Source organism: Halobacillus sp. B23F22_5, assembly GCF_043497085.1.
Lineage (GTDB): Bacteria > Bacillota > Bacilli > Bacillales > Halobacillaceae > Thalassobacillus.
Map to the genome: position 1 here is coordinate 19999 of NZ_JBIEKI010000020.1, position 15397 is coordinate 35395.

Annotated in this window: 15 protein-coding genes; 13 read left to right on the forward strand and 2 right to left on the reverse strand. The window is 45.1% G+C overall.

Going from position 1 to position 15397, the window contains the following annotated elements; genetic code table 11:
* Window positions 1-38: 38 nt before the first annotated feature.
* Window positions 39-1931, reverse strand: a complete 1893-nt coding sequence (locus tag ACGTN9_RS18480) for an LTA synthase family protein (RefSeq protein ID WP_499595659.1) — start codon at window positions 1929-1931, stop codon at window positions 39-41.
* A 306-nt stretch (window positions 1932-2237) separates the two neighbouring features.
* Here ACGTN9_RS18480 and ACGTN9_RS18485 point away from each other — a divergent pair, with 306 nt between their 5' ends.
* The 10 genes from ACGTN9_RS18485 (at window position 2238) to ACGTN9_RS18530 (ending at window position 10360) form a co-directional block, all read left to right on the forward strand.
* Window positions 2238-2816: a TetR/AcrR family transcriptional regulator gene (locus ACGTN9_RS18485; protein WP_499595661.1), complete on the forward strand. Its 579-nt coding sequence runs from the start codon at window positions 2238-2240 to the stop codon at window positions 2814-2816.
* Between the two features lie 13 nt (window positions 2817-2829).
* Window positions 2830-3723 carry an ABC transporter ATP-binding protein gene (locus ACGTN9_RS18490; protein WP_499595664.1) on the forward strand — a complete coding sequence of 298 codons (894 nt, stop codon included), beginning with the start codon at window positions 2830-2832 and terminating at the stop codon, window positions 3721-3723.
* Window positions 3723-5330, forward strand: a complete 1608-nt coding sequence (locus ACGTN9_RS18495; protein ID WP_499595667.1) for an ABC transporter permease — start codon at window positions 3723-3725, stop codon at window positions 5328-5330. The genes ACGTN9_RS18490 and ACGTN9_RS18495 overlap by 1 nt, the downstream gene beginning before the upstream one ends.
* Window positions 5331-5766: 436 nt before the next feature.
* A complete protein-coding gene (locus tag ACGTN9_RS18500; RefSeq protein ID WP_499595775.1) occupies window positions 5767-7122 on the forward strand; it encodes an aspartate aminotransferase family protein in 1356 nt (451 codons plus the stop codon).
* A gap of 96 nt (window positions 7123-7218) precedes the next feature.
* The gene (locus tag ACGTN9_RS18505; protein ID WP_499595669.1) at window positions 7219-8079 is read left to right on the forward strand and encodes a MurR/RpiR family transcriptional regulator; all 861 of its coding nucleotides are present in this window, start codon (window positions 7219-7221) and stop codon (window positions 8077-8079) included.
* A 22-nt stretch (window positions 8080-8101) separates the two neighbouring features.
* Entirely contained in the window at window positions 8102-8623 is a 522-nt protein-coding gene (locus tag ACGTN9_RS18510) for a GrpB family protein (RefSeq protein WP_499595671.1), read from the forward strand.
* A 146-nt stretch (window positions 8624-8769) separates the two neighbouring features.
* Window positions 8770-9060, forward strand: coding sequence for a hypothetical protein (locus tag ACGTN9_RS18515; protein WP_499595674.1), 291 nt, complete (start codon window positions 8770-8772; stop codon window positions 9058-9060).
* Window positions 9061-9087: 27 nt separating this feature from the next.
* A complete protein-coding gene (gene yidC, locus ACGTN9_RS18520; protein WP_499595676.1) occupies window positions 9088-9855 on the forward strand; it encodes a membrane protein insertase YidC in 768 nt (255 codons plus the stop codon).
* Between the two features lie 65 nt (window positions 9856-9920).
* Entirely contained in the window at window positions 9921-10136 is a 216-nt protein-coding gene (locus ACGTN9_RS18525) for a short-chain dehydrogenase (protein ID WP_499595679.1), read from the forward strand.
* Window positions 10137-10138: 2 nt separating this feature from the next.
* On the forward strand, window positions 10139-10360 hold the full coding sequence (locus ACGTN9_RS18530) for a hypothetical protein (RefSeq protein ID WP_499595682.1): 222 nt from the start codon (window positions 10139-10141) through the stop codon (window positions 10358-10360).
* Between the two features lie 38 nt (window positions 10361-10398).
* Here the strand turns inward: ACGTN9_RS18530 and ACGTN9_RS18535 are convergent, their stop codons facing one another.
* Window positions 10399-11463 (reverse strand): DmpA family aminopeptidase, encoded by a 1065-nt coding sequence (locus ACGTN9_RS18535; protein WP_499595685.1) that lies wholly within the window; start codon window positions 11461-11463, stop codon window positions 10399-10401.
* A gap of 82 nt (window positions 11464-11545) precedes the next feature.
* Between ACGTN9_RS18535 and ACGTN9_RS18540 the strand changes: the two genes are divergently transcribed.
* The 3 genes from ACGTN9_RS18540 (at window position 11546) to ACGTN9_RS18550 (ending at window position 15363) form a co-directional block, all read left to right on the forward strand.
* Window positions 11546-11770: a hypothetical protein gene (locus ACGTN9_RS18540; RefSeq protein ID WP_499595688.1), complete on the forward strand. Its 225-nt coding sequence runs from the start codon at window positions 11546-11548 to the stop codon at window positions 11768-11770.
* 222 nt (window positions 11771-11992) lie between these two features.
* Window positions 11993-13063: a branched-chain amino acid aminotransferase gene (locus ACGTN9_RS18545; protein WP_499595690.1), complete on the forward strand. Its 1071-nt coding sequence runs from the start codon at window positions 11993-11995 to the stop codon at window positions 13061-13063.
* Window positions 13064-13401: 338 nt separating this feature from the next.
* Window positions 13402-15363 carry a phospholipase D-like domain-containing protein gene (locus tag ACGTN9_RS18550; RefSeq protein ID WP_499595693.1) on the forward strand — a complete coding sequence of 654 codons (1962 nt, stop codon included), beginning with the start codon at window positions 13402-13404 and terminating at the stop codon, window positions 15361-15363.
* The last annotated feature ends 34 nt before the right edge of the window (window positions 15364-15397 follow it).

The window sequence follows — 15397 nt, forward strand, 5'->3', positions numbered from 1 at the left end:
GCACCACCTGGAATCCAGGAGGTGCTTTTGCTTAAAAATTATTTTTTGCCTTCAAGGTGCTGGTTATCTTTCCAAAAACGGAGCAGGTCGCCGTATACCACTTTATCCGAAAGTTCCAGCTCTTTTTCAGCTTTCTCTTTCAGTGGTGCACAGGTCTTTGTCTCGATTTCTTCTCCGGTAGCCTTCTCATAGCAGATATTTTCTTTTGCGGCATACGCATATTTATCGGTTACGACACTTCCGTCACGGAATATAGCCAAATCTTCGCGTTCTTTGGAAAAGAGATCGACTCCGAATTGTACATCATTACGTTCTTTTACTCCTAGCAGGTGAAGAATGGTAGGCTTCAAGTCTACCTGGCTGCCTACAGTTTCCATCTCTTTTCCTTCCATACCAGGAATGTGGATAATCAATGGAACTTTCTGCAGCTGCATCTCCTCAAATGGACGGATTTCTTTGCCAAGGATTTCACTCATGGCGCGGTTATGGTTATCAGAGATGCCGTAATGGTCACCATACATGACGAAAATGGTATCTTCATATTCGCCTTGCTCTTTCATCATGTTGAAGAATTTCTTGACGGCTTCATCCTGATAACGCATCGTCTGGAAGTACCGGTCGACGGTGCCGTCACCGGTTTCAGCCGGTTTAATCATTTTTTCTTCTTCTTTATCCAGAATAAATGGATAGTGATGGGTAAGTGTGATGAACTTAGCATAATACGGCTTGTCTAACTCTTTGATCATCGGCATGGATTGTTCAAAGAATGGGATATCTTTCAGACCGTAGTTGACCGAGTTTTCTTCTGTTACATCGTATTCTTCTTTCGAGAAGAAACGCTCATAACCAAGCGACTTGTACATAACATCACGGTTCCAGAATGTGTCATGGTTACCATGGAAAGTCGCGGGCGTATATCCTTCTTTTTTCAGAATTTCCGGTGTAGCATTAAATTCATTTCCAGCATTCGTTGTAAATACCGCTCCACGCGGCAATCCATACATCGAGTTGTCCAAAAGGAACTCAGAATCAGATGTTTTCCCTTGTGCAGTATTGTGATAGAAGTTTTTAAAGTAAAAACTATCATCTGCAAGGTCATTCAAAAATGGCGTGATTTCTTTTCCGTGCAGCTTGCGGTCCATGACAAAGTTCTGAGTAGATTCAAGGGAGATCAGGACGACGTTCTTTCCTGCTGCTTTTCCATAGTATTCCCCTTGAACGCCCATTTTACCTTGCTGTCCATTGACATAGTTCAGGACTTCGGACAATTCGTCACTATCTGCAAATACACGCTTCGATGACGTATTAGCTGTCATGACGCTATCATAGATGTGATAGTTATAGATTCCTAGAAGTTTGACAAGCTTCATCCGGTCAAATGTCCGTGTCAGTAACTCAGGGCGTTCTTTGTCAGCTAAATTCAGGTTTACTGCAGCAATTCCGATTACTGCTGCATATAGCATGGCAACGGTACGCTTTTTGAAACGCATGCTTGGCTTCGTCTTCTTGCTGACCATCCAGGCAATCAGGATCACAACGTCAATCCAGTAAAGAATATCCGTTGGGTGGATTAACGCCTGGGCGCTTCCTCCCAGTTCGAGAAAGTTTTTATATTGCATCAATACTGGCAGCGTGATGAAATCACTGAAAAAACGGAAATAAACGACGTTGGCAAACAGCACAAAGGTCATAAAAAAGTAGATGACCATAAATGCTTTATTGCGCAATTTTGGTGAAAAGAAAAACGATAATCCTAAGAAAAAGAGAATCGAACTGATTGGCGTAATCGCTAATATGAATTGTTGGGAATTGTTTTCAATGTCAAGTGTGAAAGCTGTTTTCAAAGCATAATAGGTTTTTGCCCACAAGAACACGATGGCTACCGTGAAGAATAGCCAGCCTTTCTTTAATAGACTCTTGTAATCATTCATCATGATGAACCTCCTGTTAATCTTTCATGACTAGCATAGTAGTTAAATTTAACAAATTTTTCTCGAAAAGTAAACATTTAAACGGCAATTAAAAACGCTCTAATTTGTTATTCCCATGTAAACCAGAGATTAATCCTATATTTTAATTTTGTAATAGAATGTAAAATTTTATTGACCAGAGTGGTCTAATAGGAATATACTAAAGTCGACCGGGGTGGTCTAAAACAGATTAGTTTTCTATATGGATAGAAGGAGGGGGTCAAACTGCCAAAGAAGTTCATCAATTTAGATGAAACGAAGCAGCGGATGATCTTAAATGCGGCATTTCGTGAATTTGCTGAAAAAGGCTTTGACCAGGCATCGACGAATGCCATTGTCAAAGAAGCCGGCATCGGAAAAGGAATGCTGTTCTATTATTTTAAAAATAAACAAGGGCTTTATGAATACTTGATTGAATACACGCTCCATGTGATCATTCACGATTATTTAGAGCAGATTGATATGGAAAGACGGGATTTCATCGAGCGTTTCAAACAGGCTTCCCGCTTAAAAATGAAAGCATTCCTGGAACATCCGGCTTTGTTCCGGTTTGCGGGGACATTCATGCTGGATGAAGCATCGATTCCTGAGAAACTCAAACCCCGGCTGGAAAAATTGCAGCAGCTTGGCTATGCCATGATGTATGAGAACATCGATACGTCTTTATTCCGGGATGATGTCGATGTTGAGAAAGCTTTCCGGTTGATCCGCTGGGCGATTGAAGGCTATCAGAATGAATTGAAGCAGCGGCTGCAAGGGGAGAATTTAGCTGCGATGGACTTTGACCCTTTATGGGAAGAGTTCTATGAATACCTGGAGGTTTTGAGAAAAAGTTTTTATTCCTAAGGGAGGGGTCAGGATGACTGTGTTAACTACCAATAATCTGACAAAGCATTTTGGTAAGGTCAAAGCGCTCAATGGGGTTGATATTGAGGTCCGTGAAGGAGAGGTGTTCGGGTTTATCGGTCCGAACGGTGCAGGTAAATCGACGACGCTCCGTATTTTGCTTGGCATGCTGCGAGCGACGGATGGGAGTGCCACGATTTTCGAAAAAGATGCCTGGAATGATGCAGTCAAGCTTCATGAGCGGATTGCTTATGTGCCGGGGGATGTGAATCTTTGGCCAAACCTCACTGGCGGCGAGGTCATCGATCTGTTCATTAAACTTCGCGGCGGCAAGCGGACAGAGCGCCGTGACGAGCTGATCCGCCGGTTTCAATTGGACCCGACGAAAAAATGCCGGGCGTATTCCAAAGGGAACCGTCAAAAAGTAGCCTTGGTCGCTGCTTTTTCCTCTGATGCAGATTTATATATATTGGATGAACCTACATCCGGGCTCGATCCTTTGATGGAACGCGTCTTTCAGGAATGTGTCAATGAAGTGAAGCAGCAAGGAAAAAGTGTGCTGCTCTCGAGTCATATTTTATCGGAAGTGGAAAAGTTATGTGACCGAGTGGCAATCATCCGGGATGGACGGATCATCGAATCCGGCTCACTTGCTGACCTGCGCCACCTGACGAGAACACAGCTGCTTGTAGAAACAAAGCAGCCGATGACAGAACTTGCCTCACAGCCAGGCGTCCACCATGTAGAAGAAAAAGGGAGCACGGTTGTTTTTCAGGTGGATTCGGAAAAGCTGGATCAGGTACTTTCTTATATCAGTACATTTGGAATCGTCAAAATAGAAAGCGCACCACCGACTCTTGAGGATTTATTCATGCGACACTATGAAGGAGTGGGAGGGGAAGGGTAATGAATAAGCGTTTGTATGCGAATACAGGAGTGCTTACCCGGCTCGTCATCCGCCAGGACCGGATTAGATTGATCATCTGGCTGGCAGCTTTCATCATAGCGAACCTGCTGGTTGCCAATGCATTTTCCACTTTATACCCTGCCCAGGCCGAACGGCAGGCAATGGCGGAAACAATGATGAACCCTGCGATTACTGCGATGGTCGGACCGGCATATGGCTTGGATAACTATACGGTTGGTGTCATGCTGGCGCATGAGATACTGCTGTTGACAGCAGTGGTGGTAGGCGTCATGAATATTCTGCTGGTAGCTCGTCACACACGGGCAGAAGAGGAAGACGGACGTGTGGAACTTATTCGTGCCTTACCGACCGGTCGGCTGTCCAATGTCGCTTCTACTTTACTTGTTTTTGTATTTACTAATATTCTGCTGGCGCTGCTGGTCGCTGGTTCTTTGATGGCTCTGGGAATTGAAAGTATTGATGTTGCGGGGTCATTGTTATATGGCGCCTCACTCGGTGTCACGGGTATCTTTTTTGCCGGACTTACAGCAGTATTCGCTCAATTGTCTGAAAGCGGGAGAGGTACGGTCGGGCTTGGGATGGCTGTACTGCTGATTGCTTATATGGTCCGTGCGATCGGAGATGTCAGCAGTGAAACGTTATCGATGTTTTCACCCTTCGGCTGGATTGTACGGACAGAAACTTATGTCAACAACTACTGGTGGCCGGTGTTCGCCACGCTCGGAGTTTCATTGCTATTAATGGGGGCAGCGTTTTACTTGAATGCCATTCGTGATATGGAAGCAGGGTTTCTTCCATCAAAAGCAGGTAAAAAACAGGCGTCTCCTATGTTGCTCAGTCCGATTGGGCTCGCTGTGCGACTACAGCGCACCGGAATCATTTCCTGGGCAATCGCAATGTTCGTGCTTGGCGCGTCGTATGGCTCGGTTCTTGGCGATTTGGAGTCGTTTTTTGCGGAAAACGAAATGATGCAGCAATTGCTGTCCCCTGCCTCAGGCGTTTCCTTGACCGAGCAGTTCATGACGATGCTGCTGGCAGTGCTGGCGATGATCAGCACCATCCCGGCGATGATGTTCCTTTTGAAATTGAAAGGGGAAGAGGGAAAAGGCCGCGCCGCTCACCTTCTCGTCCGCTCGGTTTCACGGGTCCGGCTGCTTGGCAGTTTTCTGGCTTTAGCTTTGGTGGGGGCATGGGTGATGCTGTCGCTTGCCGCGCTTGGCTTAGGAGTGGTCGGCAATGCTGTTATGGAAGAGGGCATTGCTTTAGCGACATTCTATCAATCGTCCATGGTTTATTTGCCTGCCATGTGGGTGATGCTCGGGTTTTCTGTACTGCTCCTTGGATGGGCTCCACGGACCACGGTGGTCTCGTGGTTGTACCTGGTGTATTCTTTTATCGTCGTCTATATGGGAGGATTATTCCAATTTGATGAGTGGGTGGTAAAGGTGAGCCCATTCGGTTATGTACCTGAGCTGCCGGTCGAGGAAGTTAGCTGGATGAGCCTGCTGGGATTGACCGGGATTGCAGTGCTTCTGCTTGTGGCCGGTTTTGTTGGATACCGGAAGAGGGATTTCCAGGGCGGCTAGGGATTACTTTTCTGCTTGTCGAACACGTGTTTACTGGACAATACTACTTTTTAGTAGACATTTCATACGGTTTACTAGACACATTCATAACTTTACTAGACACATTCATAACTTTACTAGACACTATTGAAGTTTTACTAGACAGAATCAGAAATTTTATAGACAAACACAATATTTACTAGAATAAAAAAGCATTTACTAGACAATAGTGCACCCTCGACCCCTTGGCTGACCGTCCAGGGGGTTTTTTATGTAAAAAATAGAGCACAAGGGTAGCAATCCAACCAATTAGGCAAAAGTCCATTACATTTTGTTGATGTAACACAAACGTAACTACATAATCATTGACTGTGAATATTATATTTCATATTATAGTTAAAAATGAAATGAATATTCCATAAGGGAGATGTTGAAAATTACTACGGATAGTAAATCAATGATATCGGAGAACACCAGGAAATCTGCTGAACTTTTCGAAAAAGCGGGAGAAGTCATCCCGGGAGGAGTCACAGCACACATCAAGCACATCGCACCTCACCCGCTGGTCATGGAAAAAGCGAAAGGTAGTAAGCTATATGATGTCGATGGTAATGCGTACATCGACTATCTGCTTTCCTACGGAGCGCTCATCCATGGACATGGACATGAGCATGTTTACCAGGCGGTCATGAACCAGATGCAAACCGATGGAACCACGATTTTCGGTACACCGCATAAACTGGAGATCACCATGGCGGAAAAATTGATCGACTTGTATCCGAGCATCGATATGGTGCGCTACACCAATTCCGGTCTGGAAGCAACCCTGCTGGCGATCCGGACGGCGATGGCCTATACCGGAAAAACGAAACTGGCTAAGTTCGAAGGTCACTATCATGGTGGATATGATCAAGTGCTCCTGAGTGTCAATCCGGACCTTGGGCAGGCCGGGGAGGAAGAAGCTCCAAAGGCAGTACCGGAATCCAGCGGGATACCAGAATATTATGTAGAAAATACAATCATGCTGCCATTCAACGATTTGGAGAACTCCGAGCGGATTTTGCGTGAACATGCGAATGAAATTTCCGGCTTGATTTTAGAGCCTGTTCAGGGAGGATTCATCCCGGCCACACAGGAATTCATGGACGGTATCCGGAAAATCACAGAAGAGCTGGGTATCGTATTAATTTTTGATGAAGTGAAAACCGGCTTCCGCCTTGGATTAGGCGGCGCGCAGGAAGTGTACGGGATCGAGCCGGACCTGACGGCGCTAGGAAAAGTGCTTGGCGGCGGATTTCCGGTCGGTGCCATTGGAGGAAAGCGGGAATTCATGATGACGACAGCAGTCGACGACAGCCGAGATATTTTGACAGCGGGGGCAGACAATACGAACAAAAAACAATCCGTTTTCCATAGCGGCACATACAACGGCCATCCAACCGTACTTGCCGCCGGATTGGCGACTATTGAAGTGTTGGAACAGCAAGGAACGATGGATGAATTATTTAATAAAACGCAGGATCTGCGCAATAAATTAGAGGCGGTTTATCAAAAACATGGGCTGACTATGCAGACAGTCGGAACAGGAAGCATCTTTAATATCATTTTGACAGATACGCCAATTTACAATTACCGAGACATGGATCAGCACGATGCCGATTTAAGAAAAGAAATCGATTATGAATTACTGAAGCTTGGCATCTATACAAAACCGATGAACCGCTATTCAATGTCGACGGTACACACCGAAGAAGATATCCAGCGTACCGTCGATGCGCATGACGAAGCGATTCGACGCGTTTTGAATAACTAAGCAGTCAGGGGCGAATCAATACATCCATTGGTTCGCCCTTTTAGCTTGCAGTTCCCATAAGATAAAATTAATCTGAACGAAGGAAGGAGTGCTGGAATGATGGAAAATGTCTATCAACAAATCGCCGGAAAAATGAGTGGGATGAGCAAGTCACACGTCCGGATTGCTACATATATTTTAGAGAACCAGACAACGGCTCCGTTTTTGACCGTCGGTAAATTGGCGAAAATGGCGGGAGTCGGCGACGCTACCGTCGTCCGGTTTGCGACCACACTTGGCTATTCCGGTTATGCGGAGATGCAGCAATTCATGCAAAGTTCCGTGCAGAAGCAGCTGACCACTACGGAGCGGCTGAAGATGTCAGAAGAAGTGTATGATAAAAAATCTTCCGGCGTCTATGAAGTTTTCCAGGATGATATCTCGAACATCCAGGCGACGATGGAGAAAATGGATGAACAAGCATTCCATCAGGCGGTGGATTCTCTGGTACGGGCCAGAAAAGTTTACATCATCGCCAATCGCAGTGCCACCTCGCTCGGGGTGTTTTTGCACTATTACCTGAACATTATCCTGAAAAATTCGGAATTGCTCCAGTCGGTGGAAGCCTCTGCTGAAAAATTGTCCGACCTGGAAGAAGAGGACGTTGTCATCGGCATCAGTTTTTCCAGGTATACGAAAAGTACGATTCAAATGTTCAGCTATGCCAGGGAAAAGAAGGCTGCCACCATTGCGATCACCGATAATTTATTATCGCCGCTTGTCCCTCATGCGGATATCCCGCTGGCTGCCTCCAGCCAGATGCCGAGTCTGATCGACTCATTTGTGGCTCCGCTCAGCCTGATTAATGCATTAATTACATTTGTCGGGAAAGAAAAGCAAGTGGACATTCATGAGCGGCTCGACGTTCTGGAAGGAATCTGGGATCATTTTGGAGTATTTGATAACTGGAACAAATAACAGAATTCTAGGGGGATGGAAAGTGAGAAAAGTAGAAGTTGTCGACTATAATAAGCGCTGGCCGGAGGAATTTAAGAAGGAAGCGGAGAGCCTGCAGGATATAATGGGAAGCATGCTCATGTATATCCATCATATTGGAAGTACATCTGTAGCAGGTCTTTCGGCAAAACCGGTGATTGATATCATGCCGGTCGTAAAAAAGATTGAGCAGGTGGATCAGTTTAACGAAGCGATGGAAGCGATTGGCTATGAGGCGAAAGGGGAGCTTGGGATTCCCGGACGTCGTTATTTTAGAAAAGGGGGAGACGATCGGACGCATCATGTCCATGTCTTTCAGGAAGGAAGTCCGGATATTGAACGGCACCTGGCCTTTCGGGATTACCTGCGGGTCCATCCTGAGGAAGCGAAAGCATATGGCCAATTAAAAACAGAGCTGGCGAGAAAATTCCCAAACGATATCGAAGCGTATATGGACGGTAAAGACCCATTCATCAAAGATAGAGAGCGTCGGGCACTTGTCTGGTATAAAAAGCAGCAGCAATAAATACAAGGAGGCGCATGAAAATCTCTGTCATGTCGTTAAAAACATACATGTAGTACGATAGCCAGGAGGGAGGAAAAAAGTTGAAACCTCTATGGCTGTTCGCCCGTACATACTAGTAAGCGTCTAACAAGGAAGGAGGAAGCAGCGTGTTTGAAATCTTATTTGATCTCCCGTTAAATTTGCATATCTATGCCTTGGTTATGGCTGCACTGCTGCCGATCTCCTTCCATGTTTTTAGCCATTATTTTGAAGGCTCTTACTTAAAAGGGTTAGCCTTTGAAACAGACACCGGCTTTGAACGGCCGATCGCCAAGGGGGACTTGTTCTGTCCTGACTTACTAAAAGATACACAAGTGGTTATCATCACAAAGTGTGTCAAACGAAAAGAAGCTCCTGATGGCGATCAGGACGACCATCCTATCCTTCTCATACCATAGATTTTAAAATTTGTGAGGAGGAGTAGCGTGAAACGTTTGGTGTTATTAGGAAGCTTATTGATGATGGTGTTAAGTGGATGTTCAGGAAGCGGGGAAGCCGGAAGGGCTTTCCTCAGGAATACTTTCGTTGATCCATTCACTTTTTTGATTGAAAACACAGCAGTTCTGTTTGACGGCAGTTTTGGCATCGCCATTGTATTGATTACGATTCTGATTCGATTGGTGCTTATGCCTTTTACGTTGAATCAATATAAAAACCAGCAGCATATGAAAGAGAAAATGAGCGTGATGCAGCCGGAGATGAAAATCATCCAGGAGAAAATAAAGGAAACAGATAAACGGGAAGAACAGCTGAAACTGCAGCAGGAAATGATGGAGCTTTATAAGAAACATGGCGTCAATCCCATGGCCATAGGCTGTCTGCCACTCCTGATTCAAATGCCGGTTCTGATGGGGTTTTATTATGCGATTCAAAGCTCTGAGGAAATTGCATCGCATTCTTTTCTCTGGTTCAGTCTGGGCGGACCGGATATTCCTTTGGCATTGATTGCCGGTGCTATTTATTATTTCCAGTTCAAAGTGCAGCAAAAAATGATGCCGGTTGATCCAGCGAATAATAATCCGTTGATGCGCTGGATGGGGTTGATTTCACCGGTAATGATTCTGGTGATTTCCTTTAATATGCCAGCCGCACTGCCATTGTACTGGTCTGTCGGAGGATTGTTCCTGATGGTGCAAACTTGGCTTGCCGGAAACATGGGCCTTCGCAGTTCTAAAGCAGCGAATCAAGAATAACCATGGTTGAAAAGAGGCACGTTCCTAACAGAACGTGCCTTTTTGGCAAAAAGGGGGTAGTACCAATGGTAAAAGGATTAATTTACACCATCAGCCTGTTCACTTTATCGGTGTTATTATTCTATATTGTCAACCAGGCCTTATATGCGGAAGCTTCAACTATCGCTTTTTTCCTGGCCATGATCGTCAGTCACTTGATTTTGGAAAAGAATCAATGGTTCATCGAGGTACTGGCAAAGGAGATCACCGCTTCAAAAACCAACGAATGGGAAGGTGAATGATTATGTGGTTGTTTTTAGGATTATTAGCCTTGTTAGCCTCGCCAATAGTTATTATGTTGATCCGCGAAAAATTCGGGTGGGACACGAACCGGTTTTACGGGGATGAACTGAAAAAGGATAAGTATACCGTAAAAGATGAGGCTTATGATAAGAGCGCGAAACAGATGAGCGGCCATGATTTCGGAGGAAGCAATCATAATCATGAGGGCGACGGCTTTCATTAAAGATTGCACCTCCGAGAACCTAAGTTTCCATAAGAAAATTATGTTAACTCAACCTTGAATTTTTCAAGCAAATCTTTAAAAGCAGGTCGTTCATTACCGTCACGTCCTGTCACGTGTTCTGCGGTCACTAAAGAATTCAATACCGCTTCTTCTGTCGCTTCTCCAATTGCACGGAAAGCTGTGTCGATATCCTCTTCGTGAATCGTAGATATGGTAAGCGGCTGAGCAGGTTTATCGTGCGGTATTTTTGTAGCTGTGGAAAAACCAAGTACGATATCACCACTGCCATGGCCGATGATCGCTCCTGTCCGGGACAGCCCGGTGACCGACCGTTTGAGTATCCGGTTGAGCTGCCGTTCTGATACCGGGAGATCCGTCGCGACAATTACCATCACCGATCCTTTGTCTTTTTGTTCCCAGGAATCGAGGAGAGCCTGCTTCAACTCCTGGCCGACGGGTTTTCCATTCACACGCAGGTCGCTCAGCATTCCGAAGTTCGTTAAAACAAGCACCCCCATCGTATATACCCCATGATCATACTCCATCAGTCGCGATGCCGAACCAATGCCGCCTTTCAGTGAATAACAAAGCATTCCCCGGCCGGCACCGACAGCTCCTTCTTCAAATTCAGCAGCAGTATGCTTAAGTGCTTCTAAGACATGTTCTTTCTGAACAGCCTGGGCATGGATATCATTCAAAAACATATCGTTGCATTCGCCGATGGCTGGATTGACCGTGCCGGTCGTTCGACCGATTTCCGGGTTCTGTTTCATCGTATCTGCAATTAACGCATCCGCAGCTATACCGACACTTGCTGTGTTGGTCAATACAATTGGCGTTTCAAGCGTCCCGAGCTCATTGATCTGGATGGTTCCAATCGTTTTTCCAAACCCGTTGATGACGTGGCTTGCAGCGATCAATTTTTCTTTGAAGATGTTGCCCTGGTGGGGGAGTATGGCGGTCACCCCTGTCTGTATAGCTTGATCGCTCAATGTCACGTGGCCTACTGTAACGCCAGCGACATCTGTAATTGCATTGAGCGATCCAGTATTCAATCGTCCGATTTTCACGCCATAATCGGCTATTCTTTTTTGCTCATACATAAAAAACACCTTGCTTTCTATTAAACAATTTCATTCATTGTATCACTATTTTTATTTATGCACCGTACGGGAGGTTAGTCAAATGATAGTAAGAAAAACGGTCGCCATTATCAATGCGATCCTCACCGGCATCGTAGTTATCTTGATTTCTACCTTTTTCGCTTCTGGTGGAATAGGAGAAAATTATACCGATCAAACGTTTGTCGCTCCAGAATTTTTTGCAATTCTTTTTATTTGGGGAATAGGAGCCTTGTTGGTTGTATGGATGTTTTTAAAAATTCGTTATACCTGTTCATTTTATCACTGATCATCACGTGGGTGTCTATCCCGGTGGGCATTAAACTGGCTCAATACCTTGCGTATATTTTTGCTTGATTCAGAATTTTTTCATCTTTTATCCCAGTAAAGCTTTAAATTATTATCGATTAGGCGTACAATGGATAATAATCTCAAACCTCCACCTGGCTGGGGGTACTTTTTTACCCAAATTACTTACTAAACTAATCTAATCGCATAAGGAGTCATGAACATGAAGAATAACAAGCTTACTATCGTAGAGAGTAAAACTAAGCAGCAAAAGCCGAATACGGACCAGATTCCATTTGGCCGGACCTTCACCGATCACATGTTTGTTATGGATTACCATGAAGAGAGAGGCTGGTATGAGCCGCGCATCGTACCATACGAGCCGTTGACGCTCGATCCTGCTGCAATGATTTTCCATTATGGGCAGACAGTTTTTGAAGGGTTAAAGGCCTATCGTTCTGGAGACCGCGTGCTTTTGTTCCGTCCGGAAAAGAACCTGGAACGGTTGAATCGATCCAGCGACCGACTGAGCATCCCCCCAATCGATGAAGAAGAAGTAATGGGGTACCTGGAAGAACTGATCAGCCTGGAAAAAGACTGGGTGCCGGACACCCCGGGCACTTCTTTATATATTCGCCCGTTCATTATCGGTACGGAGCCGAATCTATCGGTTGCTCCATCAAAAACATATAAACTGATGATCATTTTATCCCCGGTCGGATCCTATTTTTCAGGCGGTTTGACCCCTGTAAAAATCCGCGTTGAAGATAAGTTCACGCGTGCCGTTAAAGGCGGAACAGGTATGGCGAAGACAGCCGGAAACTATTCCGCTGCCTACCAGGCACAAAAGCAGGCCTATCAGGAAGGAAAAGCCGATGTACTTTGGCTCGATGGCGTCGAAAAGCGGTATATCGAGGAAGTCGGCAGTATGAACATTTTCTTTAAAATCAACGGAGAAGTCGTGACCCCTGCATTGAGCGGAAGTATCCTGCAGGGGATTACGAGAATGTCAGTTATCGAACTGTTGGAAAAGTGGGAGATTCCTGTCACGGAACGAAGAATTTCTATTGAAGAGCTCTACCAATATTACGAAGAAGGTGTACTGGAAGAAGCGTTCGGAACTGGTACCGCCGCTGTCATCTCCCCGGTTGGTGAGTTGAACTGGCTTGGCAAGGAAATGGTGATCAACAACCACGAAATCGGCGAGCTTTCGCAAAAACTATATGATACGATTACTGGCATCCAAACTGGCAAACTGGAAGATACCCCGGGTTGGACAGTTGAAGTAAAATAAATAAAAAAGCTCCTCCTTTTCAACTAGAAAGGGAGGAGCTTTTTGGGTTAGGACTGAGGCTAGCTAGACCCATCACTTCTACTATTATTCCTTTCTGGAAATCTGACGTACTCTTTAAGAAGGCTCATAAAATCTGATATACTAACGCCCGAACGAAAGTCCTTCTTTTCTGCATCATTAGATGCAGGGAGGGAGGACTTGTTTTTTGTGAAAAAACGCCATTGAGACGGCAGATATAGCCCATGAGATTTAATTTTACAATTCTATAACAAACATGCTCCTTTGTCCTTTACACTAAAAAGGTAGAATGGCCATAAATGATAAAAGGAGTGGAAGACATGAGAAGAGCTTTTCCGATTACAATTCTGATTGCGATGGTTTTATCTTTTTACGGACCTTTGTCGGAAGGAAACCAACAGGCTCATGCAGCTGTTACAGGAGATGTAGTTATTAATGAAGTGGCATGGATGGGGACAACTGCAAGTTATAATGATGAATGGATGGAGCTTTATAATCCGACCAGCCAGGACATTGACCTTACCGGATGGAGTCTGGACGCCCAGGATGGCACACCTGCTATCAATCTATCAGGTACCATTCCTGCCAATAGCTATTACATAATAGAAAGAACAGATGATTCAACTGTTTCCGGAGTAGCTGCGGACTTGATTTATTCTGGCAGTCTATCTAATACAGGGGAAGCTTTGGAGCTTCGTGATGAAACAGGCAATATTATCGATGAAGTGGATGCCTGGCATGCCGGCGATAATGATACGAAAGCTACGATGGAGCGGGATGATCCGGCCGAAAGTGGAACGGATGCAAATAACTGGGCAGATGCCACCACTGATTATACGGAAGGAATTGGTACACCAAAAGCAGCTAATTCCAGTGAAGAAACATCCGGTTGTACAGATAAGAAAGAGAATTTATCCAATGTATCAGAAGCAGAAGGCGCAATTAACGTATTCTTCAACAAATGTGCGGACAATCAATATGCCAGTGCTGGAAATGAAGCGAATGATAATGTCAATTTGGAAGAGCAATTGATCGAAAGGCTGAATAGTGCAACGACAAGCATCGACTTTGCAACTTATGAAATCAATCTTCCTCGGATTGTCGATACGTTGATTGCAAAAGCAGCAGAAGGGGTGGATGTCCGAGTCATCGCGGATGCCAAAGATGCTTCGGATCCCCATTATACAGAACGGTATAAAACGATGCGGTTGTATGTAGAAAAAATGGTTCGCGGCAAGGATGATACCATCGGGACAGCTGATGATATCCATGTATTTTCTGATTCTCCTATGATGGCAGTGGAAGATAGCGCAGCAAGGACAGAGAAGGGATTGCCTTCTGATGCAAGCGATATTCCGGAAGTGACAGTCGAAATCGGCAATAGTACACAAACCGGACGCCTGTTTGTGGAAGCGGAAGAGAAGGACAGCAATGCTTACTATTCACCAGGAAACCAGATGCATAATAAATTTGCACTGGTGGATGATCGTTGGGTATTCACAGGAAGCTGGAACTTTACGGTGACCGGACTATATGGTTCAGAAGCCAATATGGACGCAGGAATTTTGGACGGCAACCAGCAGCATGTAGTCGAAATCAACTGGCCAGAGCTTGCTGGAATCTATGAAACGGAATTCAATGAAATGTGGGGAAGTACAGGGATGACTCCCGATAAAGTGACTTCCAATTTCAGTTCCCGGAAAGTCGATAATACAGTGCATCAAGTGAACATCAATGGTGTTCCTGTTGAAATCTATTTTTCAGCAGGTGATGACGCGGTCGGAAGAATGACGGAGTTTGTGAAAAATGACGCTGATCTTAATACGTATTTTTCCATATTTGCATGGAGCGATCAGGCGCTAGTCAACGAGTTGAAATATAAATGGGAAGGGTCGTATAACGATATGCAAGGTTCGTTGACCGGTTTTGATATAAAAGGAGTATTTGACACAAGCTTCTGGAATCAGTGGTGGTCGGCAAGTGTTGATATGACAGGTCGTACTGCTTCCCAGGAAAGTACGAATAACCCGAATACACGCTGGGCTAATCCGGCTCCTGTCTATCAAGATGAAGAAGCTCGTAAGCTTCATAGTAAAACTATGTTGGTGGATGCGAAGACGGATAGTGATCCTACCGTGATTGTCGGGTCGACGAACTGGAGCAACAATGGCAATAATGTCAATGACGAAAACATGCTGTTCATTCATGATGCAGAAATAACCAATCAATTTTTACAAGAATTTCACGCCCGCTATGAGCTGGCAGGAGGCACCATGCAATAAAGCTTAAAGCTAAAAGCAGCACCCCGGGACATCC